The organism is Pseudomonas violetae, from assembly GCF_023072615.1.
Taxonomy (GTDB): Bacteria; Pseudomonadota; Gammaproteobacteria; order Pseudomonadales; family Pseudomonadaceae; genus Aquipseudomonas; species Aquipseudomonas violetae.
In genome coordinates this window covers 265,955-291,116 of the sequence record NZ_JAKNRW010000005.1, presented here as the reverse complement: position 1 = coordinate 291,116, position 25,162 = coordinate 265,955, and the positions used below count along the sequence as shown (strand labels likewise).

Below are 25,162 nucleotides of genomic sequence, written 5' to 3'. Positions count from 1 at the left end.
ATCTCAGATGCCCGCCAGGTGCAGCACCAGCTTGACGATGGCAAACAACGTCAACGCAAACACCGCGGTGAACACAATTCCCAGGATTACAAAGTGACTGGGTTTGCCATGGGTGAAGTCTCGAGCCCGGTTTTTCCCGCTCTGAACCCCGAATGCCGCCGCCATGACGCTGTGCAACATCTGCCAGAAGGTTGGCGGTTTGTTGTTGTCCACTGGATCGTCCATATTCCCCCCGTCGTACCGCGTTGAGTCTGTGCCGTAAGCATAGTCAATGAACCGCGTCAGTTCACTCGCCCCGATAAGTATGTACCGCCAGGTACGGGGAGGGGCGTGATTTCCTGATGGCTTACCCACAGCCATCAGGATAGACCTTATGCCCGAACTCTCGCCCCCCGCTGATTACGGATTTAATGTTCCGTTTATCAAGCGACGCCTGCCTGACTGGACCCGACACCTTGCGCCGTCACATATCGACAGCCTGGTGCGTGTCCGTGATCCCGCCGGGGAATTTGCCCGCACCTATGCGACGCTTTACGCCCAGGCGTCAGAGCAATTGCGCCTGGCGTTGTACGACAGTCAGGTACAAAGCCACAACTCCAGCCAGGCGCTGGCCACGACACTAAAGGACTTCAAGGGCATCACCGAATTCGCCAAGCCGCTGCTGGAGGCGGCCATGAGCAAGCAATTTGGCCAGTCGCCCGACGTGACCGCCACGATGCTCTATCACTTGCGCGCGCCCAATCTCGCCGATGAGCAGACGCTGTTGCAGGCTGCGTTACGCAACTTCGAGGCCGACGAGGCGTTCGACGAAGTTGCCTTGCAGGAAACCAGCGCACTGGCGCCAGCCGGCTCCATGAAAAACGAGCTTTACGATCAACGGGATCAGTACCCGTTCTTTAGCACGCGTTACAAGATCAGCGACAAACTGTCGATCAACCCCGCAGAGTTCGCCAGCCTGTGTCGGCAGCTCGATCTGGGCCAGCAGTATCAGGACCACCTAAGCGAAGTTTTTGATACGCCCACGACGGCGGAAACCGTTCGCGAGCAGACGATCACCGCCAACAAGGACCGACTGCGCCTGCAGGCCCATATCGCGCGAATGAAGGCCGATCTCAGTGAATCGGCGTATGCCACGCTGTTGGCGGTGCTCGACGGCAGTTCGAGTCCGCAGATTGACGGACGTGCAGTGGCGTACAGCCAATTGACCGTATTGGGCTCGCAGCTGAGTGATGTATTGATCATCGGGTCCGCATCGCGAAAACCCACCTCGACGCTGGAGGACATCGCCGACGCCTTGTTACCGATACCCGTATGGAGCCTGGCGGTCGACCGTCATGCGCGGATCATCGTGTGCATCCCCGGTGACCCGCAGAACCCCGTGAAGGAATTCTCGTCCCTGGACGCATTCGCCAAGGACTTTGCCATCAGGCTGCGCTCGCGCACCTTCCAACGCTTCATCTCAGGCTTACTGCCCCAGGACGAATCCCCCAGGTTTTTCCGCCGGCTCAAGGCCCAGCTCAAGACCCAGCGATGGAACCCGAATCCGGTCTGGCCCGGCCCGCCCTACAACCCCGAAGCCTACCGCAATGGCATGTACGAGGAGGTCTGGAATGACGACGTCAACCTGGGCCTGAGCGAAACATTCATTGATGCGCAGGTGTTCGGCGCACGCTACGACGCTCATCTGGCCAGGGTTAAGTTCAACGCCAGGCTGTTGGCTATTCCGACCGCCGCTGTTGACCACCAGGCCTGGATCGAGCGCCTGGAGCATCTGACTGAATGGGGCCTGAATGTACTCAACGTCGCCGCCTTTTTTGTCCCTGGCCTGGGCGAAGTGATGCTGGTGGTGACTGCGGTGCAGCTGGGGCGAGAGGTGTATCAGGGGGTCGAAGCCTGGAAGGAGGGCGATGCCGAGGAAGCCTGGCAACATCTCGGCTCGGTCCTGCAGAACGTGGCTTTCATGGCTGTGCTCGGTGCGGTGGCCAGTAAGGCACCCCCCATTACGGCCTCACGGTTGGTCGACGGAATGCGCACGGTCACCACGCCCTTCGGTGAGCCGCGGCTATGGCACCCGGACCTTGCCGCCTACAAGAGCGACGTGGTCCTCGATGGGGTGAGGCCAGACGCCTTGGGCCAGTATGAGGTGGCAGGCAAAACCTACATCAAGCTAGAGGGCAACGCCTACGAGAAGACCTACGATCCAGCACTCAAGCAATGGCGAATCCAGCACCCCGGCAACCCCGAAGCGTATCGGCCCTTGTTGCAACACAACCAGCTGGGCGCCTGGCGCCATGTGCATGAGCGTCCTCTGGAGTGGGATCGCCTGACGCTGTTGCGACGCATGGGCCCGCAGATGGATGGCTTCGCGGATGCGCAATTGCGGCAGATCGCAGACGCCAGCGGGGTCAGCGATGATACCTTGCGCCAGATGCACGTCGATCACCAGCCACCACCGCCGAGACTGGCGGAGGCCATTGCCGCGTTCAGGACAGATTGGCAGGTAGACGAGTTGATCGCCCGCTTGCGCAATGGAGGTAGGCTCGACAGTGGTGCCGAGCTGGTCGCGCCTATGGTGGTCAATCTGCCCAATTGGCCGCTCGACGAAGTCTTGGAGGTTTTCGAGGGGGCCGAGCATTGGGGGGCATCGCAGCGCTTGAGTTTGCCCAAGGCCCAGCACAGCGCGAGGCCCACGATCAAGATCAGCCTGGCGCAAATCAGGGCCGGCAAGTTGCCGGAGCTCGTGGTCTCCTCCCTCGACGAACCGCAGCGCATCCAGTTGTTGGGAGCCCGCAGCGTGGAAGACGGCGCAGACCCGGTGCAGATGTTCAGAGACCGCCTGGCCGATCAAGCGCTGGAGCGAAAACAGATGCTGTTCGACCGTCTGCTTGCCCCCAAATTCCTCGCGGAAAACGCCGATATACAGCGCCTGCAACGCAGCTTCCCGACGCTATCGCCGGAGGCAGCACAGCAAGTCCTGAACCAGTCAAGTGATGCTGAGACGGCACGTTTGCGCAGCACCGGGAAAATGTCGTTGCGCCAGGCCAAGGCCATTCGCCCGCACCTGCAGCAAGGGGCCCTGACTCGCGCACTGAGTGGCCTGCGGCTGGAAGGCATGGCGTCGGTGGCCAGCGACCGGCTGGCGGTGCACACCTTGCAGTACGTGGTCGGCTGGACGGCAGATTTGCGCGTGGAAGTCCGCTCGGGCTCGCCCCGCGGCCTGTTGCTGGACAGTGTCGGCGCTGATAACGCTACGACTCGTTATTACCTGGTCAAGCGCGAAGGCGTTTTCCAGGCGTTTGACGCTAACGGCGGCACGCTCAGTAGCCTTCCAGCGCACGGCCGCAATCTGTTTGGCGCGCTGCTCGAGGTGCTGCCGCCCGCCACCCGTGCCGGGCTCCAGGGCGACCCGGTCCAGGCGCTGCAAGAAGAATTGGCGAGTTACGCCAACACCCATCGTGAGGAAATGTCACGGGTACTCAATCAACGACCGGTCAATGCCAGCGCTCCGTCCTGGCGCCTGGCGTCCGGGCAACTCGGCTACCTGGCCAGTGGCCGCGGCGTCGGCTTTCCCGATGCCGGTCTCGTGACCAGGGTACGAGAACTCTACCCAAACGTTTCCGATGCCGAAGCCAGCCGATTTGTCCGCAGCCGCTTGAGCGCCGGGGATACCCATCAGCAAGTGTTCAACCTGTTGGGCAATCGTCAGCGCGAGTTCGAGGCATTGGAGCGCCAGTTAGTCACCTGGATCGGCACTCGCCCAGGGAGCTCTGCTCGCAGGCAGCTCGCGGTAAGCGTACGTGACTGCTGGCGCAGAGGCCTCTACAGAGGCCTGGAGCCGGCGTTCGAAATTGACTTGCGCAGTGCCGCCTCATTGCCTGAGCTGGCTGCCGACTTCAGCCATGTGCGCACTGTTCGTATTAACAGTCACCAGATGGTCGGCGACTCCGCCGATGCGATGCTGCGCAACTTCAGCGGGGTCAGCAAACTGGAGATCACCGTACAAGAGCAGGACATGCCAGCCTTGGCTGGCAAGCTGCGCGAATTGAGCGCTATCACCGAGTTGAGTCTCGAAGGCACGGCCCAGCCCTACACGGCGGATTTGTTGCAGGCAATCGAAGCCATGCCGCAGCTGGAGGCGTTGGCGCTGCAAGGCGATACAGCGTCGATGGATTTCAGCAAGCTCACCCATCTGCGCTCACTGCGACTGGCTGGTGCCCCGGAGCAATGGCCGGCTGGCGTATTGCAACTGCCCAGGCTTCAAACCCTGGACTTGCAGGCCGTGCCTATCAAGGAACTGCCGGATGGGCTGTATGAAGGTCACGAATCGCTCTGGCGGGGCTTGCGCCTGGATTGGGGCGCACTGGAAACGCAACACATGCGCAAGGCGTTCAACTATACCCACGACAACCCGGCGCATCTGGTCAATGAGGCGCAAATGGTGGACGGATATTGCCGTGCGCGCTTGATGGAACTCATGCCCGACAATTATTCCTTCGCCGGCGACGCATTGGCCAAATTTAATGCCGATGGCCTGACAGGTTGGGCACTGCTGGATCAGGTCGATTCATTACTGCGCCAAAGCAACGAGCTGAGCCTGGAATTGGACGCCTGGAAGAACCGGACGGTCAGGGTCGAGGGCGAGGAAATGGCCGTCCACCATCGCGAGCTGTTCGCTGAGAGAATCAACGAGTGCGCGCGGAACAGTTTGCGTGGCCGCTATGCGTCGCAAGAACCCGTTGCGGGCCCCTCGGTGTGGCGTGCGCCACAGGCCAGCGCAGTGCTCGAGCTGTCAGGTTTTGGACCGCTGGGTGATCTGCCCGCCATAGGCGATACCACCTTTGAGCATATTCACCGCTTGAACCTGGGCGCGTGCAAGCTGACCAGCGCCGAGGTGAATGAGTTCCTGCGTGGCTTTCCCAACCTGCGCACCCTTGAGCTCAGCGGCAATCGACTGACCGTGCTGCCCCAGAGCCTTGCCGAGCTGGAGCATCTCACCGCGCTCGATCTATCGGCCAACGAATTGACGATCACACCGTCCACCCAAGCGCTGTTTAACCAACTGACCTCCTTGCAAACGCTGAACCTGGCCTTCAATCGAGTCGGTGCGCTGGACGTCACTGCCCTGACTAACTTGCAAAGTCTCTACTTGGGGCACACCCGGCTCGTGAGATGGCCCGAAGGCATATTGACGCTCACCCGGCTGCGTCGCCTGGCGTTGAATCACAGTGCCGTGACGGACGTTCCCATCGCGGCGCTGATGGGGCATGACCGCTTGCTGGAAGTGACCTCGTTGCAAGGCTGCCGCCTGAACCCCCAAGGATTGGAGGCGGTGCGTGGCTACGCGCAACGAACGGCGTCCCAGACGCCAATGGGCATCACCCGTGAGCATCTGGCACAGGGCAGGACCGGAGGCGATCCGGCATTTTTCCCGGTGGAGGTCTCGCAGCGGCCGAACCTGTTGCTGGCGCTTGAGCTGGACCCGGGCGAGGGAGCCGGCTCGCGCACATCAGCCGCCAGGCTGCAAAGCCTGGATCCGCAATTGGGCGATGCCCAGGCCGTCGCGAGAATCGACGCATGGCTCGCCCAAGGCATGGGCGCCATCGAGATTGAAAACCGCCTCGTCCAATGGGAGCAGCAACAGACCCAGATGATCAGGCGATTGAATGAGTGGATCGATGTCCCGGCCACGCGCTTGCGGCGCTCCTGGGTGAACGCCGTGGATCGCCGTCGAGCCGCAGACCGGTTGCTGGAGAGCTGGCGCACCAGCCTGCGCGATTTCTCGGTGGGAGGTGCAGAGCACGCAGAGTCCAGGCTTGATTTTACCGGGCTGGTCATTGGCGATATACCCGCCATGCCCTTCAACTTTGAGCATGTGCTCGAGTTGAAGCTCAGCGGCGTGGGGATTTCGGGCAATTCAGACGGCTTTTTGCGTTCGTTTCCCAGGTTGCGCAACCTCACGCTCAATCAGAATCTGATGGGTGTATTGCCTGAGGCCGTTACGCAACTGCAGGAGCTCACCCATCTGGACGTGAGCTTTAACGATATTCGTCGCAGTGAACCGTTGCAGGGACAGTTACGCTTGCTGCCGCGCTTGCAAGTGCTGGACCTGGGTGAAAACCGCTTGTGGGATTTTGACGTCACTGGCCTCGACCAGCTACAGAGCCTCGACCTGCGTGGCAACAGCCTGCGGGACTGGCCAGCGGGAGTACTGGAGTTGCCTGCGCTGACGACACTGGACCTGACGAACAACGAGATTTCGACCATTCCCGTACAGGCGCTGCAGCCGGAGCACGCCAATTTGATGGCCGGCACCAATCTGTTCGACAACCTGTTGGATCCGGATGAACTCATCCGCCTGCAGGACTATTTGCGCACGACCGGTCGCGGCCTGGGCTTCACTTCCATGGATATCGACCACATCATTGAGGGTTATCACGGTGAATCCTCCGATTCCGGCGACGAACCTGTGCGACCTGCTGGTTTTAACACCGGCGGGGCAGATCTGCATCCGGATATCGAGGCATCGGCCGTGCAGAAAGACCGATGGTTTGTCGGGGTGGCGGCCGACTCGGAAAAACACGCGGTCTGGAGCGCCGTGATGGCGCAGGATACCCACAACCATCTGTGCTACATCCTGTCGCAACTGCGGCACACTCGCGACTTCATGATGGATCGCCCCGGTCTTACGCAACGCGTGTGGCGCGTGCTTGAGTCGGCCAACAGTGATGAGACGCTGAGCCAGCGATTGATGGGCCTGGCGGAGGCGATGCGCGACCGGGCGACCTGTGGCGATGGGCGGATCCTGCTGTTCAACGCGCTGGAGGTTGAAGTCTTCGAGTTTGAAGCCTTGAAGGCCATAACTCCTGAGCGCAAAGGGCAAGAGTTACTCAAGTTGTCCAGGCGCCTGTTTCGCCTGGCTCAGGTCGAGGAGGTTGCCAGGACGCGAATCGAGCTCAACCCGGGGATTGATCCGGCCGAAGTGCGCCTGGCCTACCGCATCGGCCTGGCGCACCGCCTCGATCTACCGCCGCAGCCCGAAGGCATGCTCTTTGCCGGCTTGGCGCAGGTCAGCGCGGCGGACCTTGACCAGGCGTACCTCAGAATCATCGCCCGCGAGCAGACCGCGGAATTTGCCGAACAAGTGGTCCAGCATAAATACTGGCAGGACTTCTTGCGGGAACAATACCCGTCCGATTTCGCCCGCGTGCAGCGCGAGTTCAACGCGAAGCGCGAAGCGCTTGAAGATAAGTACACCGAATTCGGTCCGGCGTACTTCGAAGAGGGGGTCGCGCTGCAATCGGCCAATGACGTTGATGTGCGCAACCTGATAAGCGAGCTCACCTCCCGTGAGATCGCCGGGCAGGCCACTGCTAGCTAACGGTGAGCTGAAATAAAACCTGGAGTCGACGCAAGTTCGACTCCAGGTTCCGGGGCTTGCAGTCAATCAGTTGTCATAACCCAGGTTCGGTGCCAGCCAGCGCTCGGTCACGCTGAGTTCCTGGCCTTTACGTGAGGTGTAACTCTGCACCTGGTCCTTGTCAATCTTGCCCACTGCAAAATACTGCGCCTGCGGATGGGCGAAGTACCAGCCGCTGACGGCGGCGGCGGGGAACATTGCGTAGTGCTCGGTGAGGAACACGCCACTGCGACCGGCGTGCATCTCGCTGGCTTGCGGATCGAGCAGGGTAAACAGTGTGCTTTTCTCCGTGTGATCAGGGCACGCCGGATAGCCCGGAGCAGGGCGGATGCCGGTGTATTGCTCCTTGATCAACGCCTCATTGTCGAGGGTCTCGTCCTTGGCATAACCCCAATAATCCTTGCGCACCTGTTGGTGCAGCCACTCGGCGCAGGCCTCCGCCAGGCGGTCGGCCAGGGCCTTGACCATGATCGAGTTGTAATCGTCACCGGCGTCCTGATACGCCTTGGCCACTTCTTCGGCGCCAATGCCGGCCGTGGTGATGAATCCGCCGACGTAGTCGGTGATCTCACTGTCCTTGGGGGCGACAAAGTCGGCCAGGGAGAAGTTCGGCTTGCCGTCAGTCTTGATGATCTGCTGGCGCAAGTGATGCAGCTTGGCCAATGGTTTGCCGTCATCGCCGTAGACTTCGATGTCGTCATCGCGTACCTGATTGGCCGGCCAGAAACCAAACACCGCACGGGCACTGATCAGTTTTTCGTTGATCAGCTTGTCCAGCATCTCCCGGGCATCAGCGTAAAGCGAGGTAGCAGCCTCACCGACTACTTCGTCGGTAAGGATGCGTGGAAACTTGCCGGCCAGGTCCCAGGAAATGAAGAACGGAGTCCAGTCGATGTATTCGGCCAGTACCTTCAAGTCGATATTGTCCAGTACCCGAGCCCCGGTGAACGTCGGCTTGACCGGCGTATAGGTACTCCAGTCGAACTGCGGCTTCTTGGCAATCGCTGCGGGGTAGCTCAGGCGTTCGGTGCGGGCACTGCGATTGGCTGTTCGCTCGCGTACCTCGACATAGTCCTGGCGGGTCTTCTCGACAAAAGCCGGTTTCAGCTCCTTGGACAACAACTGGGTCGCCACGCCCACGGCGCGGGAGGCGTCGGTGACGTAGATCACTGCGTCATTGCTGTACTTGGGCTCGATCTTCACCGCCGTGTGCGCTTTGGAGGTGGTCGCACCACCGATCATCAGCGGCAGGTGGAAGTCCTGGCGCTGCATCTCTCGGGCCACGTGGACCATCTCGTCCAGCGACGGGGTGATCAAGCCGGACAGGCCAATGATGTCGCACTTCTGCTCCTTTGCCACCTGGAGGATCTTCTCCGCCGGCACCATAACCCCCAGATCGACGATGTCATAACCGTTGCAACCCAGGACCACGCCGACGATGTTTTTGCCGATGTCATGCACGTCGCCTTTCACCGTGGCCATCAGGATCTTGCCCTTGGCCTCGGGCTTGTCGCCTTTTTCCAGTTCGATAAACGGAATCAGGTGCGCAACGGCCTGCTTCATCACCCGGGCGGATTTCACCACTTGTGGCAGGAACATCTTGCCGGCGCCGAACAGGTCACCCACGATGTTCATGCCGGACATCAGCGGGCCCTCGATCACTTCGATCGGGCGGGCGAACGACAGGCGCGACTCTTCGGTGTCCTCGACAATGTGGGTGGTAATGCCCTTGACTAGCGCGTGTTCCAGGCGTTTGTTGACGTCCCAGCCGCGCCACTCTTCGGTCTCGGCTTCCTTGACGCTGCCGTCGCCCTTGTACTTGTCGGCGATGGCGAGGAGGGCGTCGGTCCCCTCCGGTGTACGGTTGAGCACGACGTCTTCGACGGCGTCACGTAATTCGGCAGGGATCTGGTCATAGATCTCCAGCTGGCCGGCGTTGACGATGCCCATGCTCAAGCCGTTGCGGATCGCATATAGCAGGAAGACCGAGTGGATGGCCTCGCGCACCGGGTTGTTGCCACGGAACGAGAACGACACGTTGGACACACCACCCGACGTCAGCGCATACGGCAGTTCGTCGCGGATGTAAGCGCAGGCGTTAATGAAGTCCACCGCGTAGTTGTTGTGTTCTTCAATGCCGGTGGCCACGGCGAAAATGTTCGGGTCGAAAATGATGTCTTCCGGCGGGAAGCCGACTTCGTTGACCAGAATATCGTAGGAGCGCTTGCAGATTTCCTTTTTGCGCGCTTCGGTGTCGGCCTGGCCGGCTTCGTCGAAGGCCATCACTACCACGGCAGCGCCGTAGCGCTTGCACAGTTTGGCGTGATGAATGAACTGCTCGACGCCTTCTTTCATGCTGATCGAGTTGACGATGCCTTTGCCCTGAATGCATTTCAGGCCGGCCTCGATCACTTCCCATTTCGAGGAGTCGATCATGATTGGGACGCGGGAGATGTCCGGTTCACCGGCAATCAGATTGAGGAAGGTCACCATCGCCTTCTTCGAATCGAGCATCCCTTCGTCCATGTTGATGTCGATCACCTGGGCGCCAGCCTCGACCTGTTGCAGGGCGACTTCCAGGGCTTCGGTGTAGTTGTCTTCACGAATCAGGCGGGCGAACTTTGCCGAGCCGGTGATATTGGTGCGCTCGCCGACGTTGACGAACAGCGAGCTGCGATCAATGGTGAACGGCTCAAGCCCGGAAAGGCGGCACGCCTTGGGAATGTCCGGAATCTGCCGCGGCGCATAGCCAGCCACCGCCTTGGCGATGGCTTCGATGTGGCCCGGGGTAGTACCGCAGCAGCCGCCGACGATGTTGAGGAAGCCGCTTTGGGCGAACTCCTCGATAACCTTGGCGGTTTGCGCTGGCAGTTCGTCGTACTCGCCGAATTCGTTGGGCAGGCCGGCGTTCGGGTGCGCCGAGACGTGGGTGCCTGCCTTGTTCGACAGCTCCTCCAGGTACGGGCGCAGCTCGCTGGCGCCGAGGGCGCAGTTCAGGCCAACCGATATCGGCTTGGCGTGGGCCACGGAGTTCCAGAAGGCTTCGGTGGTCTGGCCCGACAAGGTGCGGCCAGAGGCGTCGGTAATGGTGCCGGAGATCATGATTGGCAGTTCGAGGCCCAGTTCTTCGAACACCCCTTGCACGGCAAAGATCGCCGCTTTGGCGTTCAAGGTATCGAAAATGGTTTCAATCAGGATCAGGTCGCTGCCGCCCTCGATCAGGCCTTTGGCTGCCTCGGTGTAGTTTTCCACCAGTTCATCGAAGGTCACGTTGCGGTAGCCGGGGTTGTTCACGTCCGGCGACAGCGAACAGGTGCGACTGGTCGGCCCGATGACGCCGGCGACGAAGCGCGGCTTGTCTGGGGTTTCCAGAGTCTTGGCATCGGCCACCTTGCGCGCCAGACGTGCACCTTCTACGTTTAACTCGTACGCCAGGCCCTGCATGCCGTAATCGGCCAGGGACACCTGGGTCGCGTTGAAGGTGTTGGTTTCCAGAATGTCGGCGCCGGCATCCAGATAGGCTTTTTCGATCGAACCGATCACGTCCGGGCGAGTTAGCACCAACAGGTCATTGTTGCCCTTGACGTCGCTTGGCCAGTCAGCGAAGCGTTTACCACGGTAATCCTGCTCCTCGAGCTTGTAGCTCTGGATCATGGTGCCCATGCCGCCATCGAGAATCAGGATGCGCTCTTTGAGGGCGTGCTTGAGAGCTTGAAGGCGAACACTGCGATCGGACATGTGGACTACTCGGAAAGACCATTACGAAGGGCCGGGATCATAGCAAACCTGCGCGCTTTTAGAGCATGTACCGGTTTTCCATGAATATCGCTCATGTTGGTGACGGGGCGGGACCGGTAGAATCGCGGCGTTTTCTCATGATCAGGACCAGTGACATGTCGTATCGCGTCGTCATCAGCATGCTGGTGTTGAGTTTGAGCTGGGGCGCTGCGGCGCAGGAGCCGGCCATTGCTCCGGTAATTTCCTATACCCGGGATATTCAGCCGATCTTCACCGAAAAGTGCGTGGCCTGCCACGCCTGCAATGACGCCGCCTGTCAGTTGAACTTGGGCAGCGGCGAGGGCGCAGCACGTGGCGCGACCAAGACCCCGGTCTACGACGGCGAACGCAGCAGCGCGGCCGCCCCGACCCGGCTGTATCACGACGCGTTCGGCAAGCAGGCCTGGCAGCAGAAGGGCTTCTATTCAGTGCTCGACGCCCAGGCGAGCCAGGCGTCCCTAATGGCGCGGATGCTGGAGCTGGGACACAACGCGCCGTTGCAACCCAACGCCAAGCTACCCCAGGACATCGTGCTCGGTCTGAACCGGGCGAACATGTGCGCGATGCCGGGGGAATTCGACGGCTACGCCAGTGCTCATGCCAAAGAGGGCATGCCCCTGGCAGTGACGGGCCTGACCGACCAGCAGTACCAGACGCTGCAACGCTGGCTGGCTTCCGGGGCGCCCATTGATGAGCAGGGCCTGCAGCCCTCAGCCAGGGAAGCGTTGCAGGTGCTGCAATGGGAAAATCTGCTCAATGCCCCGGGCGCCCGGCAAAGCCTGGTAGGCCGCTGGCTGTTCGAGCACTGGTTTCTTGCCCACGTCTATTTCAAGGATGGCGAGGCCGGGCATTTTTTCCAGTGGGTACGCTCGCGGACTCCGACCGGCCAGCCCATCGACCTGATCAAGACCCGGCGCCCCAACGACGATCCAGGCACCCAGGTGTATTACCGCTTGTGGCCGGTGCAAGGGGTGATCGTGCAGAAGACCCACATTACCTATCCGCTGAGCGGGGCAAAGCTGGCCCGGGTTAAGAGTCTTTTCTACAACGGCAACTGGCAGGTTGACGCCTTGCCTGGCTACGGCCCTCAACGGCGGGCCAATCCGTTCAGCACCTTTGAAGCGATTCCAGTCCAGGCGCGTTATCAGTTCATGCTCGATAACGCCGAGTACTTTGTGCGCACCTTCATTCGTGGCCCGGTGTGCCGTGGCCAGATTGCTACCGACGTGATCCGCGACAACTTCTGGGCGCTGTTCCAGGCCCCGGAGCACGACCTCTACATCATCGACCCCAACTACCGAGGGCAGGCCACGCCGTTGTTGGCAATGCCCGGGCAGAACGACGACGTCGGCAGCGTGCTGACCCTTTGGCACGACTACCGCAATAAACGTAATGAGTACGAAGCCTTGCGCCGCGATAGTTACGCCGACGCGCCGGCGCCGAGTTGGTCAACCCTGTGGGCGGGCAACGACAATGCGCTGCTGAGCATCTTCCGCCATTTCGACAGCACCTCGGTGAACAAGGGTCTGATTGGCGAGGTGCCGCAGACGATGTGGCTGTTCGACTATCCGCTGCTGGAGCGTACCTATTACCAGTTGGCGGTCAACTTCGATGTGTACGGCAACGTGTCGCACCAGGCCCAGACTCGCCTGTATTTCGACTTGATCCGCAATGGCGCCGAACAGAACTTCCTGCGGCTAATGCCCGCCGATTCCCGGAAGCGCTACCTCGACGACTGGTACCAGAACAGCGGCAAAATCAAGATGTGGCTGGATTACGAGACCGTCGACGACGACAAGGAAACCGCACTCAAGCTCGATGAAAAGGACCCCAAGCGAGACTTTGCTTTGCAGTTGCTGGCCCGCTACGGCGACCTCAACGCCAGCCCCGACCCGATCAACCGCTGTGCCGGCGCGTATTGCTCGCGCCCCAATATCGACCCGGACCTTCAGTACGCCGAACAAGCCTTGAGTCGCCTGACCTCGCGCCCGGCCGCCGGGCTCAGAGTCATTGACCAACTGCCGGAAGCAACCCTGCTGCGCGTGCAGAGCGCCAGTGGTCATCGCGAGGTCTACAGCCTTTTGCGCAATCGCGCCCACAGCAACGTCGCGTTTCTCCTGGGCGAATCCCTGCGTTATCAACCCGGGCTGGATACGCTGACCATTTTCCCCGGCGTGCTGAGCAGCTATCCGAACTTCATGTTCAATATTCCTGCCGACGAGGTGCCGGCTTTTGTTGATGCCATGGAGAACGCCAAGGACGCCAATCGCCTGGAGGCCATCATCGAGCGCTGGGGCATCCGCCGCAGTCATCCGCAGTTCTGGCAATACTTTCACGACTTGAGCCGTTACGTGCGCGAAACTCAGCCGGAGGAAGAGGGCGTACTGGACATGAACCGCTACGAAAATCTTTGATCGACCTTTGCGGGCGGGGCGTTGTCCGATCTAACAGGCACCACTGATCCCACCAGGGATTTACGGTGGTTTGCAGACTGGCGATCGGAGGGCCATCAATGCTGATTTCGGTACAGGCGTTACGCGCCCTGGCCGCCTGGACGGTGGTCTGCCACCACTTCATGCAGATATTCTTCGACTTCCAGGCTCGCGGCCCGATTGGCCAGATGTTCATCGACAAGGGCGCGGTTGGCGTGGATATCTTCTTTGTGATCAGCGGCCTGGTGATCTTCCTGTCCACCGAAGGCAAATCCCTGCCGCCCGCGAAGTTCCTGCTGTATCGACTGTTTCGCATCGTGCCGGCCTACTGGTTCTACACGCTGCTGATGGCGCTGCTGGTGGTCTTCGCCCAGCCACTGCTGCCAGATCAGAGCGTCGACTGGTCGCACTTCCTCCTGTCCCTGCTGTTCGTTCCCACCGAAAACCCCGGCGGCTACGGTATTTATCCGACACTCAATGTCGGCTGGACCCTCAACTACGAAATGCTGTTCTACGTCTTGTTCGCCTGGGCGCTGCTATTTCGCCTGCAATTCAGGTTGCTGGTGGTGGCGGCGCTGTTGTTCGCGGTGTGCCGGGCATGGACGGGGTATGGCTGGGTCAGCGAGTTCTATCGTTCGGACATCGCCTATGAGTTCCTGCTGGGCATCGCCATCGGCATGCTTTATCGCCGTGGCTGGATCCGCCCGGGGCTGTGGCTGCCGCTGGTGGGCATAGCCGGCGCGTTGCTGATGATCTACCACACGCCACCGCAACCGCGATTTCTAGTCTGGGGCCTGCCCAGCGCAGTGTTGGTCATGGCGTGCATGGCGCTGGAGCGTTTCTTTGCAAACAATCGAACACTCAAGCTGTTGGGCGACTGTTCCTACTCGGTGTACCTCATGCACGTGCTGGTGTTGTCCGCAGGCGGTTTTATCGCACAACGCTATGGGGTGAACCCTTACCTGATGTTTGTGTTGTGCGTACTGGCCATCGCCTTGGGCTCCTGGGCCAGCTACCACTGGGTGGAACAATCCAGCTATCGCTGGCTTAAACAGCGCGTCGACGGCCTACCCGCCACTGAATCGGCGTCAGCGCTTTCCCGACAAAAATACTAGGACTTTGTCCCGCGCGTTGATTGGCGTAAACTGCGCCCAAGCCTGCGAGGAGTTTCCATGACCGCTATTACCATCACTGACGCCGCCCACGATTATCTGGCTGATCTGCTCTCCAAGCAGAACACCCCGGGAATCGGCATCCGCGTCTTTATCACCCAGCCCGGCACCCAGTACGCCGAAACCTGCATTGCCTACTGCAAGCCGGGTGAAGAAAAACCTGAAGACACTGCGCTGGGGCTGAAAAGCTTTACCGCTTATATCGATTCGTTCAGCGAAGCTTTCCTGGACGACGCGGTAGTTGACTATGCCACTGACCGTATGGGCGGCCAACTGACCATCAAGGCGCCGAATGCCAAGGTGCCTATGGTTAACGCCGACAGCCCGGTCAACGAGCGCATCAACTATTACCTGCAGACCGAGATCAACCCGGGCCTCGCCAGCCACGGCGGTCAGGTTAGCCTGATCGATGTAGTCGACGACGGCATCGCCGTGCTCAAGTTCGGCGGCGGTTGCCAGGGTTGCGGCCAGGCAGACGTGACCTTGCGCGAAGGCATCGAGCGCACCTTGCTCGAGCGTGTTCCGGAGCTTAAGGGCGTGCGCGATGTGACTGACCATACGCAGAAAGAAAACGCCTACTACTGAGTAAGGTGTTCGCTGCGAAAAAAAGATCGCAGCCTTCGGCAGTTGCTACTAGAGAGTGCGTACTCCTGTAGGAGCTGCCGAAGGCTGCGATCTTTTGATATTAGGGCCTGTACAGATGCGCATGCCCCGCACGATACAGTGAAGACTCACCAAACTGATCACTGCCCAATACCCGGCCCACCAATATCAACGCCGTACGCCGAAAACCCTTCGCTTCAACCTTCTCGGCAATATTCGCCAATGTCCCCACCACCCAGTCCTGATCCGGCCAAGTCGCCCGGTGGATCACCGCGATTGGGCAATCGGCACCGTAATGCGGCATTAATTCGAGCACGATCTTCTGCAAGTGGCTAACGCCCAGATGGATTGCCATGGTCGCCCCATGTTGCGCCAGGCTGGCCAGTTCTTCACCGGCCGGCATCGACGTCTTGTCGGCGTAGCGGGTCAGGATAACGCTCTGGGAAACGTCCGGTAGCGTCAATTCGGCACCCAGCAGCGCGGCACAAGCCGCCGTGGCCGTCACCCCTGGCACGATTACAAACGGGATGCCCAGTTCGCGCAGGTAGCGAATTTGCTCGCCAATGGCACCATACAGGCTCGGATCACCGGAATGCACCCGCGCCACATCCTGGCCTTTGGCGTGGGCAGCCTTGATCAGTTCGATGATCTGCTCCAGGTGCAGTTCGGCGCTGTTGGCCACCAGTTCGGCATGATGGCCTTCCAGCACGGCGGCGGGCACCAGCGAGCCCGCATAGATGATGACTGCGCAACTGCGAATCAGGCGCTGGCCTTTGACGGTGATCAGTTCGGGGTCGCCGGGGCCGGCGCCGATGAAGTAGACGGTCATCGTCGTATCCTGTGAAAAAGGCGACATGGGCAGGCTTCAGATGAAGATTGCTCATGATCAGGCATGGGATTATTGGGGATTTTAAACGGCGCAGGCCAATGCGAGGGTGGCCTGCGCGTATTTCTGTCGTGAAATCAACAGTTTCGCCGGTGTCTGGGCCAGCCATTCGGCCAGGGCGAGGGCGGCACTTTCAGCGATTCCATAGCAGCCGGTACGTTCGAAAGCGATGTCTGAGTGATGGCTGAGTTGGCCTTGGTATCTGGCCAGTTCCTCACTGCTGAAAAACTTCACCTCAAGCCCAAGCTGTTCGCCGAGTTCGATCAGGCCAGGCTCTTCACGTTTGAGGTCGATGCTGGCAAGGGCCTTGATCTGCTGAAGCTCGATCTGATGTGCCTGCAGCGCCTGATCCAGCAGCGCCCGCAATGTACCGACAGGGCAGCCACGCTGGCAGCCCAGGCCGACGACCAGCGTCGGCGCTGTGCTGGCTTCCGTCATGCTGGGTATTGACCAGCACTTTTTCGGCGGAACAACCAGGCGCTGATGAGGCCTAGTGCCAGCCAGAACGCCACGTTGGTCAACTGCGAGGCGATTTTGAATTGAGTTTCCAGGGCCTCTGGCGCGAGCATCGAATGCACTGGCGGTTGCGGTGCTCCGATAACGTGCGGCACCACCAGGATCGCCACGCCAAGGACTTTCATCAGCCATTGGCGGCTGAAGACAATCAAGGCAATGCCGACGGCTGTGGAAGCGGCTGTGCCAATCCACCATATTTGCCGTTGAGTCAGGTCGGCAGCGGCAGTGCCCGGCAATTCAGGTGGCAGGCCAAGGGTGGGTGCCAGGACGAAGGTCGCGTAGCCAGCCAGGCCCCAGAGCAGGCCCTGCGAAGTGCGGGTCGGCGCGCGCAGGGTGTAGAGGCCTGCAAGCATCAGGGCGAAACCCACGGCTATCACCAGGTTGCCGCCAGTGGTCGACAACAGGCGCTGCCAGCCGTCTTCCGGTTCCCAGGCCTCGGCGTCGTGGCTGTGCGCCGCGGCAGCGCCGGCTGCGTGTTCGTGGATTTCAACCGTGGCAGGTTCGAATTTTTCGTAGCTTTCCGCCTGCAGAATCAGCGGAGAGACCCAGAAGCTTTGCAGCAGGGTCAGCAGCAGGGCGGCCAGCAACCCGGTGAAACCTGCGGTTTGCGCTATACGCTTGATCATCTGGGCAGGTCTCAGTGGCACGGGAACGCGGAACTGTGACGGGTATCGTGCGCGGCGTTGTGCACTGCCTCAATGTGCGAGAAGCCGGCGAAATATACCAGGCCGGCACCCAGGATCGACGCAAAAGCGGCGGCGGTCAGGCGTTGAGTCAGGGTAGTGGTGCTGCTGGCGGTACGGCTACCGGTGGTACTGATGGTCGACATGGCGCTTCCCTCTGGTCTGTCAGCGGGGTAATGGAGCGCATGGTAAACCCCTGCGAGACGGGCAAGCAGAAGCTCAAACAGCGCCCGCCCACCGCGGGTTTGTTAGTCAGCGAACCTGATGTTCGCCATGTGTTGCGGGCCGGTCTCCGGGCTCGCGAGGGGTGCGGGGCTTACGCCTTCACCTGCAAGAGTCGCCTTCCCATGCCGTACTGCTGGCACAGTGGATCTGACGCTTCGCTCGCTTACCGTTGCGGGGGCAGCACCGGACTGACATGGGCTTGAGTAAAGCACATGATTCACCGGTTTCCCGTTTCACCCTGTGAAGGGCACCCGTAACAAGTTGCGTAGGAGAGCATGGGTGGGGGTTTGACGTCAATTGGCAAGGGTTCTCAACTGGCACGAAGCTCAATGATTGACCCGCCCCGATACCATGCGTAGCCTTGCGCTTTCGAGGTTCTTCGGCGTTGGCCGAAGCTAAGAAGGGAACGCGGTCAAAGCCGCGGCTGCCCCCGCAACTGTGAACGGTGATGTTCGCTGCCATGCCACTGCAAGCCCTGCACTCTGGGTTAACGGGAAGGCGCAGCGAATGCCAGGCTCTAAGCCCGGCACGCCGTCAGCCAGGAGACCTGCCTCGATACAGATTCTCACTACAACCGGGCGGGGTGATCCGGTGGCGAACTCTCCCGCGCGCGCACCTGTCGCAGCGATTGTCGTCCCGTATGCCCGCCACCTTGCCAAAGGGCATCCGATGAAAACACTGGCCAAACTTCCCGTCACCATCGTCACGGGCTTCCTCGGCTCGGGCAAGACTACCTTGCTGCGGCACATGCTCGACAACGCCCAGGGCCGGCGCATTGCGGTCATCGTCAACGAATTTGGCGAGCTGGGCATCGATGGCGAAATACTCAAGCAGTGCTCCATCGGTTGCACTGAAGAAGAAGCCAGCGGCCGAGTCTATGAACTGGCCAACGGATGCCTGTGCTGCACAGTCCAGGAAGAATTTTTCCCGGTGATGCGCGAGCTGGTGGCCCGTCGTGGCGACCTCGACCACATCCTGATCGAAACCTCCGGACTGGCCCTCCCCAAGCCCCTGGTGCAAGCCTTCCAATGGCCGGAAATCCGCAGCGCCTGCACCGTTGATGCCGTCATCACCGTGGTCGATAGTCCGGCTGTAGCGGCGGGCACTTTTGCCGCGTTCCCTGATCAGGTCGACGCCCAGCGCAAACTCGACCCGAACCTGGATCACGAATCGCCACTGCACGAACTGTTCGCCGACCAGTTGGCGAGCGCCGATCTGGTGATTCTCAATAAAGCCGACCTGATTAGCCCGGAAGACCTGGCTCGGGTGCGCCTGGAAGTCGCCGAGGAGTTGCCGCCGGCGGTCAAGGTTATTGAAGCCAGCAGCGGTCGCGTGCCACTGGACGTGCTGATTGGCCTGGGTGCCGGTTCCGAAGAGCACATTGACAGCCGCCACAGCCATCATGATCACCACCACGAAGGTGAGGACGATCACGATCACGACGCCTTCGATTCCATTTCCATCGAACTGCCCCAGGCGGATGAGAGCCTGCTACTGGACGCTCTGACCCAGCTCGTGGTCAAGCATGGCATCCTGCGCGTCAAGGGTTTCGCCGCTATCCCGAACAAACCGATGCGCCTGCTGATCCAGGGCGTGGGCACGCGTTTCGACAAGCATTTCGACCGCCCTTGGGGTGCCGAGGAAACGCGCACCACGCGCATGGTGCTGATTGGCCAGGAGCTGGACGCCGCGCAACTCGAAGCACAACTGCGCGCTGCGCTCTGCGTATAAGCCATGCACCTGCTAAGGACCCAGCCCGGCGGTTTCGTTTCGGATGACAATATTGCCGACCTTGGACAGACACCCGCCGAACTGGTGATCCTGTGCAGCGGCGACTCCAGCCTGGCGCTGCTCGCCGAAGCGGCGCAGCAGCTGCCCGACGACTACCCAAGCGTGCGCCTGGCCAACCCGATGCAGGTGCAGAATCATGCCTCGGTCGACCTGTATGTCGATGAGGTGCTGCGCCACGCCAAGGTAATTCTGATCTCGCTGCACGGCGGCATCGCCTACTGGCGTTATGGCGTCGAGCGCTTGGTGCAATTGTCCGAACACGGCGTGCAATTGATTCTGGTGCCAGGCGATGATCGTCCGGACCCGGAACTCAGCGACCTCAGTACTGTGGGCGCCGAAGACCGCGACCGCCTCTGGCAGTTTCTGCGTCAGGGCGGTCTGGGCAATGCCCTGGATTTCTTTCGCTGCCTTGCCAGTCGCTGGCTGGGGCGCGAATATCCTTGGGCCGAGCCGCAGGCTTTGCCGCGCACGGTGATCTACCATCCGCGCATAAGTCCCGCTGCCCCAGGTGATTGGCAAGCCGACTGGCAGGCCGGGCAACCCGTGGCGGCGGTGTTGTTTTACCGTTCGCACTTGCAGGCGGCGAACACCGGGTTCATTGATATTTTCTGCCAGCGGCTGCAGGCGGCGGGGTTGAACCCGTTGCCGATCGCGGTGGCCAGCCTGAAAGAGCCCGGCTGCCTGTCGGTGGTCGAGGACTGGCTGGACGAAGTCGGCGCCTCGGTGATTCTCAACACGACCGGCTTTGCTCAATCGAGCCCTGAGACACCCCATATCCGGCCGTTCCGTCGCGACATACCGGTGATCCAGGCGATCTGCGCCCAGGACAACGAGGCCGGTTGGCAAGCCAGCGAGCAGGGCCTCGGGCCACGAGACCTGGCCATGCATATTGCGCTACCGGAGCTGGACGGACGGATCATCAGCCGACCGATCAGCTTTAAGGACCTGGCGTGGCGCAGCGAGCGCAGCCAGTCGGACGTGGTGTGCTATCGCGCGCAACCTGATCGTATGGATTTCGTCGCCGAACTGGCGCGGCGCTGGACCGATCTGGCGCGGGTGCCCAATGCCGAAAAACACATCGCGCTGATTCTCGCCAACTACCCGACCCGCGACGGACGCATCGGCAATGGAGTCGGGCTCGATACACCAGCGGCGGCGCTGAATATCCTGCGAGCACTACGCCAGGAAGGTTATCCGCTGCCGGCTGAACTACCGCAGAGCGGAACCGCGCTGATCCAGCTACTGCTCGGCGGTGTCAGCAATGACCTTGACACTATCGATCAACGTCCGTGCCAGCAAAGCCTTGGGCTGGAGGACTATCTGGCGATGTTCAACGCGCTGCCTGAGGCCAACCGCCAGGCCGTGCTGGCGCGTTGGGGCGCACCTGAACATGATCCGATGTTCCGCAGCGGCCGGATGATGATCGCCGGTCTGCGTTTGGGCCTGACGTTTGTCGGCATTCAACCGGCACGGGGATATCAGGTTGATCCGAGCGCGGTGTATCACGACCCGGACCTGGTGCCGCCTCACGGCTACCTCGCGTTCTATTTCTGGTTGCGCAACACCTACGGCGCCCACGGCGTGATTCACGTCGGCAAGCACGGCAACCTCGAATGGCTTCCGGGCAAAGGCGTCGGGCTGTCGCAGCACTGCTGGCCGGATGCGCTGCTCGGGCCGTTGCCGAACATCTATCCCTTCATCGTCAACGACCCGGGCGAGGGCGCGCAGGCCAAGCGTCGCACACAGGCTGTGATCATCGATCACTTGATGCCACCGCTGACCCGCGCCGAAACCTACGGCCCGCTGCGCGACCTGGAACTGCTCGCCGACGAGTACTACGAAGCGCAGTTGCTGGATCCGCGTCGAGCGCGGGAGCTGCAGCGCGACATTCTGCAATTGGTGCGCGACAGCCACATCGACCGCGAACTGCAGCTGGACGAACAGTTGGACAGTGATGCCGACGCGGCAATCTGGTTGCCGCGCCTGGATACTTATCTGTGTGATCTGAAGGAATCGCAGATCCGCGACGGTCTGCATATCTTCGGTGAGTCGCCCAGCGGGCGGTTGCGCATCGACACTTTGCTGGCGTTGCTGCGTATTCCCCGTGGCGATGGACGTGGCGCCCAGTCGAGTGTGTTGCGGGCGCTGGCGAAGGCGTTTGAGTTGGGTTTCGATCCCTTGGATTGTGAGCTGGCCGAGCCGTGGACCGGGCTTCGCCCCATGGAACTGCAATCACTCAATGATGACGCCTGGCGCACGGCGGGCGACACCCGCGAGCGCCTTGAGCTGTTCGCCACGCAACTGATCGCGCAAGCCACCTGTGGGAGCGAGCCTGCTCGCGATGCAGTCGATCATTCAACATGGCTGTCCATTGACCCACCGCCATCGCAAGCAGGCTCACTCCCACAAGGTGAAAACTGGGCGCAAGTGTGGGCCATCCTCGACCATCTGCGCGAAGTAGTCGCCCCCCGCCTGGACGCCTGCGGCCCGGCAGAGATGCGTGGTCTGCTCGATGCGCTGAACGGCCGTTTCGTCCCTGCAGGCCCAAGCGGTGCGCCCAGCCGCGGACGCCTGGACGTGCTGCCCACCGGCCGCAACTTCTACTCGGTGGACGTGCGCAATCTACCGACCACTACTGCCTGGCGTATCGGCTTCCAGTCGGCCAACCTGATCCTTGAACGCCACCTGCAAGACCATGGCGATCACCTGCGCCAGATCGGCCTGTCGGTCTGGGGCACCGCAACCATGCGCACCGGTGGCGACGATATCGCCCAGGCGATGGCATTGCTGGGCGTGCGACCGGTGTGGGCCACTGGCAGCCAGCGGGTTGATGACTTTGAAATCCTGCCAGTGAGCCTGCTGGACCGCCCACGGGTGGACGTGACGTTGCGGGTGTCCGGATTCTTCCGCGACGCGTTCGCGAATCTGATCCGTCTGTTCGATGCTGCCGTGCAAGCGGTCGCTGAACTTGACGAACCCGATGACCTCAATCCCCTGGCAGCCAAGGTGCGTGCCGAGCGGGAGGCGTTGTTGTTAGCGGGGCTCGACCAGGAGGCTGCGCGCCGCCAGGCCGGCTGGCGCATTTTTGGTGCGAAACCGGGGGCCTATGGTGCCGGCGTGCAGGGCGCCATCGACGGTCGCTTGTGGCAAAGCCGCGAAGACCTGGCCGAGGTTTACCTGAACTGGGGTGGCTATGCCTATGGCGGCTCGGACGAAGGAACGGCCGCCCGGGAACAATTTGCCCAGCGTCTCAGCCAGGTTCAGGCCGTACTGCAAAACCAGGACAACCGTGAGCACGACTTGCTTGACTCCAACGACTATTATCAGTTCCAGGGTGGCATGCTCGCAGCCGTCGAGAGCCTCAGCGGTGCAGCGGCGGCCAGTTATCATGGCGATCACAGCCAGCCCGATCTGCCGAAAATCCGCACGCTCAAGGAAGAACTCAATCGGGTGATTCGCTCCCGCGCGGCCAATCCCAAGTGGATCGACGGGGTGAAGCGCCACGGTTATAAAGGCGCGTTCGAACTGGCGGCAACCGTCGACAACCTGTTCGCGTTCGACGCCACCACGCAGTTGATCGATGATCACCAATACGCCCTGCTCGCGGATGCTTACCTGCTGGACCCGGTGACCCGGGAGTTTGTGCGCGAGCACAATCCCCACGCCCTTCGCGACATGACTGAGCGCATGATTGAGGCGCAGCAGCGGGGGATGTGGAAAGAGCCCGGCGAGTACCGGGAGGCGCTGGAGAATCTGCTGCTGGATATTGAAGAAGATAATTGACGTTGTTTTTAACCCTGTGCGAGTGAGCCACAGATCCAGAGTGCCGCCCAGAGGTACTAGATGTACCTGCCGACCATGACCGAGACTTACTAATGACTGAAACCCCGCACTTCCCCTTATCCGCCGTGGTCGGCGCCGACGATCTGAAGCTCGCCCTGTGCCTCACCGCGATCGATCCGAAAATTGGCGGTGTGTTGATCGAAGGCCCACGCGGCATGGCCAAGTCCACCCTGGCCCGGGGGCTAGCGGACCTGCTTGCCAGCGGTCTGTTCGTCACGCTGCCGCTGGGTGCTACAGAAGAACGTCTGGTCGGCACCCTCGATCTCGATGCGGCGCTGAGCGAAGGCCGTGCCCGATTTTCTCCTGGGGTCCTGGCCAGGGCTGATGGCGGCGTGCTGTACGTCGATGAAGTCAACCTGCTGCCCGATCACTTGGTAGACCTGTTACTCGACGTGGCGGCCAGCGGCATCAACTTGATCGAACGTGACGGCATTTCCCATCGGCACTCGGCGAAGTTCGTCCTGATTGGCACCATGAACCCGGAGGAAGGTGAACTGCGTCCGCAGCTGCTGGATCGTTTTGGCCTGAACGTCGCCCTCGGTGGCCACACCGTACCGAACGAGCGAGGCGAAATCATCCGCCGGCGCCTGGGGTTTGATCATGATCCAGCGGCGTTTTGCGCCGAGTGGGAAACAGCCCAGCACGCCTTGCGCGAGCGTTGCGAGCAGGCTCGGAATGTCTTGGCAAGCATCCCCCTGGACGACCAGGCGTTGGGCAAAATCACCGAGCGCTGCTTCGCTGCTGGCGTGGATGGCTTGCGCGCGGATCTCGTCTGGTTGCGCGCCGCCCGTGCCCACGCGGCGTGGCGGGGTGCGCAAGGGATAGGCGAAGAAGATATCGAGGCCGTCGCCGAGTTCGCCTTACGCCATCGTCGGCGCGAGCACACACCACCAGCGCCGCAAGTCAGCCAGCCCCCCTCAAGCCAAAGTTCGCAGACAAGCGAAGGGCAGGGGCAGTGGGGCGAAATGCCCGCCCAGGCACAGCCTACAGGCGCCCGTCGCGAAGTACCTAGCTGGCCAAAAAAGCCCTAGGCATTCGCCCCCGATCTGAAGCGGGGGCGAATGCCAAAGCCCGCGCCGGACACCTCGATAGCGGCAAGCACGGCCCGCGGAAGGTGACGCTCGACGGTTCGGTCAATTGGCCAGGCACCTTGCTCAATGGGCGACCGCGTCGGCCCGATGATCTGCAGTTCCAGGCGCGCACCCGCTCGCCCCATGAACTGTGGCTGGTGATCGTCGATGCCTCTGCTTCCACTCGTCGTCACCAGGCATTGAGTGATGCCAAGGGATTGCTGGCGCAGTTTTTCGATGATGCCTATCGCCAGCGTGCGCGGTTGGCGCTGTTGACTGCTAGCGGTACGACCCCGACTTGGCAGGTACAAGGCTTGAAGGCTTCCAGCAGTTTGCACGCCTGGCTGGATCAGTTGGGTGCCGGGGGCGGCACGCCATTGCTGGCAGCACTGGGAGAGGCGGGCCGTTGGTTGGCGGCCCGGCAACAGCGCCTGCCGGCGGAGCGCCAGAAGGTGTTGCTGGTTACTGATGGACGGTTGAAGGAAGGGGCGCCTGCGCTGGCGCTTGCTTGCCCTGGGCTGCTGGTGGACATTGAGCGCGGCCCAATCCGCCTGGGCCGATCGAAGCTGTTGGCGGCAGATCTGCAAATCGACTATCGCCACATAGACGAACTGATTCCCGTGTAGAAGCCGCCGGGAGAAACGCGGCTGCGATCTTTGCGAACAATCGCAGCCCCGCGTTAGCGTTTACCACCATCGCCAGCAAGCTGGCTACAGGGGGCTGTGCTAACCGTGGCCTCATGGGGCA

Annotated in this window: 14 protein-coding genes and 2 riboswitches; of the genes, 8 read left to right on the top strand and 6 right to left on the bottom strand. The window is 61.2% G+C overall.

Going from position 1 to position 25,162, the window contains the following annotated elements:
• Positions 1–3: 3 nt before the first annotated feature.
• Positions 4–225, bottom strand: a complete 222-nt coding sequence (locus tag L9059_RS10025; RefSeq protein WP_247290475.1) for a DUF2970 domain-containing protein — start codon at positions 223–225, stop codon at positions 4–6.
• Between the two features lie 148 nt (positions 226–373).
• On the opposite strand from L9059_RS10025, the gene L9059_RS10020 reads away from it, so the two are divergent.
• Positions 374–7,378 carry an NEL-type E3 ubiquitin ligase domain-containing protein gene (locus L9059_RS10020; RefSeq protein ID WP_247290474.1) on the top strand — a complete coding sequence of 2,335 codons (7,005 nt, stop codon included), beginning with the start codon at positions 374–376 and terminating at the stop codon, positions 7,376–7,378.
• Between the two features lie 66 nt (positions 7,379–7,444).
• Here the strand turns inward: L9059_RS10020 and metH are convergent, their stop codons facing one another.
• A complete protein-coding gene (metH, locus tag L9059_RS10015; protein WP_247290473.1) occupies positions 7,445–11,155 on the bottom strand; it encodes a methionine synthase in 3,711 nt (1,236 codons plus the stop codon).
• 155 nt (positions 11,156–11,310) lie between these two features.
• On the opposite strand from metH, the gene L9059_RS10010 reads away from it, so the two are divergent.
• The 3 genes from L9059_RS10010 (at position 11,311) to nfuA (ending at position 15,383) form a co-directional block, all read left to right on the top strand.
• Positions 11,311–13,608: a fatty acid cis/trans isomerase gene (locus tag L9059_RS10010; protein ID WP_247290472.1), complete on the top strand. Its 2,298-nt coding sequence runs from the start codon at positions 11,311–11,313 to the stop codon at positions 13,606–13,608.
• A 98-nt stretch (positions 13,609–13,706) separates the two neighbouring features.
• Positions 13,707–14,741 carry an acyltransferase family protein gene (locus tag L9059_RS10005; protein ID WP_247290471.1) on the top strand — a complete coding sequence of 345 codons (1,035 nt, stop codon included), beginning with the start codon at positions 13,707–13,709 and terminating at the stop codon, positions 14,739–14,741.
• A gap of 57 nt (positions 14,742–14,798) precedes the next feature.
• The gene (gene nfuA, locus L9059_RS10000) at positions 14,799–15,383 is read left to right on the top strand and encodes a Fe-S biogenesis protein NfuA (protein ID WP_017339169.1); all 585 of its coding nucleotides are present in this window, start codon (positions 14,799–14,801) and stop codon (positions 15,381–15,383) included.
• 100 nt (positions 15,384–15,483) lie between these two features.
• Here the strand turns inward: nfuA and cobM are convergent, their stop codons facing one another.
• The 4 genes from cobM to L9059_RS09980 all read right to left on the bottom strand — a co-directional run bounded on the left by cobM (position 15,484) and on the right by L9059_RS09980 (position 17,632).
• On the bottom strand, positions 15,484–16,230 hold the full coding sequence (gene cobM, locus L9059_RS09995; protein WP_247290470.1) for a precorrin-4 C(11)-methyltransferase: 747 nt from the start codon (positions 16,228–16,230) through the stop codon (positions 15,484–15,486).
• A gap of 81 nt (positions 16,231–16,311) precedes the next feature.
• Positions 16,312–16,725 (bottom strand): cobalamin biosynthesis protein, encoded by a 414-nt coding sequence (locus tag L9059_RS09990; RefSeq protein WP_247290469.1) that lies wholly within the window; start codon positions 16,723–16,725, stop codon positions 16,312–16,314.
• Positions 16,722–17,429, bottom strand: a complete 708-nt coding sequence (locus tag L9059_RS09985) for a CbtA family protein (protein ID WP_247290467.1) — start codon at positions 17,427–17,429, stop codon at positions 16,722–16,724. Before L9059_RS09985 ends, L9059_RS09990 begins: the two co-directional genes overlap by 4 nt.
• 11 nt (positions 17,430–17,440) lie before the next feature.
• A complete protein-coding gene (locus L9059_RS09980) occupies positions 17,441–17,632 on the bottom strand; it encodes a CbtB domain-containing protein (RefSeq protein WP_247290465.1) in 192 nt (63 codons plus the stop codon).
• A 120-nt stretch (positions 17,633–17,752) separates the two neighbouring features.
• A riboswitch (cobalamin riboswitch) is annotated at positions 17,753–17,981 on the bottom strand.
• Between the two features lie 85 nt (positions 17,982–18,066).
• Positions 18,067–18,280, top strand: a riboswitch (cobalamin riboswitch).
• Positions 18,281–18,380: 100 nt separating this feature from the next.
• Between L9059_RS09980 and cobW the strand changes: the two genes are divergently transcribed.
• From cobW to L9059_RS09960, 4 genes are all read left to right on the top strand, one after another.
• Positions 18,381–19,442, top strand: coding sequence for a cobalamin biosynthesis protein CobW (cobW, locus tag L9059_RS09975; protein ID WP_282615406.1), 1,062 nt, complete (start codon positions 18,381–18,383; stop codon positions 19,440–19,442).
• Between the two features lie 3 nt (positions 19,443–19,445).
• The gene (cobN, locus tag L9059_RS09970) at positions 19,446–23,285 is read left to right on the top strand and encodes a cobaltochelatase subunit CobN (protein ID WP_247290463.1); all 3,840 of its coding nucleotides are present in this window, start codon (positions 19,446–19,448) and stop codon (positions 23,283–23,285) included.
• 92 nt (positions 23,286–23,377) lie between these two features.
• Positions 23,378–24,376, top strand: a complete 999-nt coding sequence (locus tag L9059_RS09965; protein WP_247290461.1) for a magnesium chelatase ATPase subunit I — start codon at positions 23,378–23,380, stop codon at positions 24,374–24,376.
• On the top strand, positions 24,358–25,041 hold the full coding sequence (locus L9059_RS09960) for a vWA domain-containing protein (protein WP_282615416.1): 684 nt from the start codon (positions 24,358–24,360) through the stop codon (positions 25,039–25,041). Before L9059_RS09965 ends, L9059_RS09960 begins: the two co-directional genes overlap by 19 nt.
• Positions 25,042–25,162 lie beyond the last annotated feature (121 nt).

Coding starts and splice junctions, on each gene's coding strand:
- cobN (WP_247290463.1), top strand. CDS start 19,446: ATGCACCTGCTAAGGACCCAGCCCGGCGGTTTCGTTTCGGATGACAAT.
- nfuA (WP_017339169.1), top strand. CDS start 14,799: ATGACCGCTATTACCATCACTGACGCCGCCCACGATTATCTGGCTGAT.
- cobM (WP_247290470.1), bottom strand. CDS start 16,230: ATGACCGTCTACTTCATCGGCGCCGGCCCCGGCGACCCCGAACTGATC.
- L9059_RS10020 (WP_247290474.1), top strand. CDS start 374: ATGCCCGAACTCTCGCCCCCCGCTGATTACGGATTTAATGTTCCGTTT.
- L9059_RS09985 (WP_247290467.1), bottom strand. CDS start 17,429: ATGATCAAGCGTATAGCGCAAACCGCAGGTTTCACCGGGTTGCTGGCC.
- L9059_RS09990 (WP_247290469.1), bottom strand. CDS start 16,725: ATGACGGAAGCCAGCACAGCGCCGACGCTGGTCGTCGGCCTGGGCTGC.
- cobW (WP_282615406.1), top strand. CDS start 18,381: ATGAAAACACTGGCCAAACTTCCCGTCACCATCGTCACGGGCTTCCTC.
- L9059_RS09980 (WP_247290465.1), bottom strand. CDS start 17,632: ATGTCGACCATCAGTACCACCGGTAGCCGTACCGCCAGCAGCACCACT.
- metH (WP_247290473.1), bottom strand. CDS start 11,155: ATGTCCGATCGCAGTGTTCGCCTTCAAGCTCTCAAGCACGCCCTCAAA.
- L9059_RS10010 (WP_247290472.1), top strand. CDS start 11,311: ATGTCGTATCGCGTCGTCATCAGCATGCTGGTGTTGAGTTTGAGCTGG.
- L9059_RS10005 (WP_247290471.1), top strand. CDS start 13,707: ATGCTGATTTCGGTACAGGCGTTACGCGCCCTGGCCGCCTGGACGGTG.
- L9059_RS09965 (WP_247290461.1), top strand. CDS start 23,378: ATGACTGAAACCCCGCACTTCCCCTTATCCGCCGTGGTCGGCGCCGAC.
- L9059_RS10025 (WP_247290475.1), bottom strand. CDS start 225: ATGGACGATCCAGTGGACAACAACAAACCGCCAACCTTCTGGCAGATG.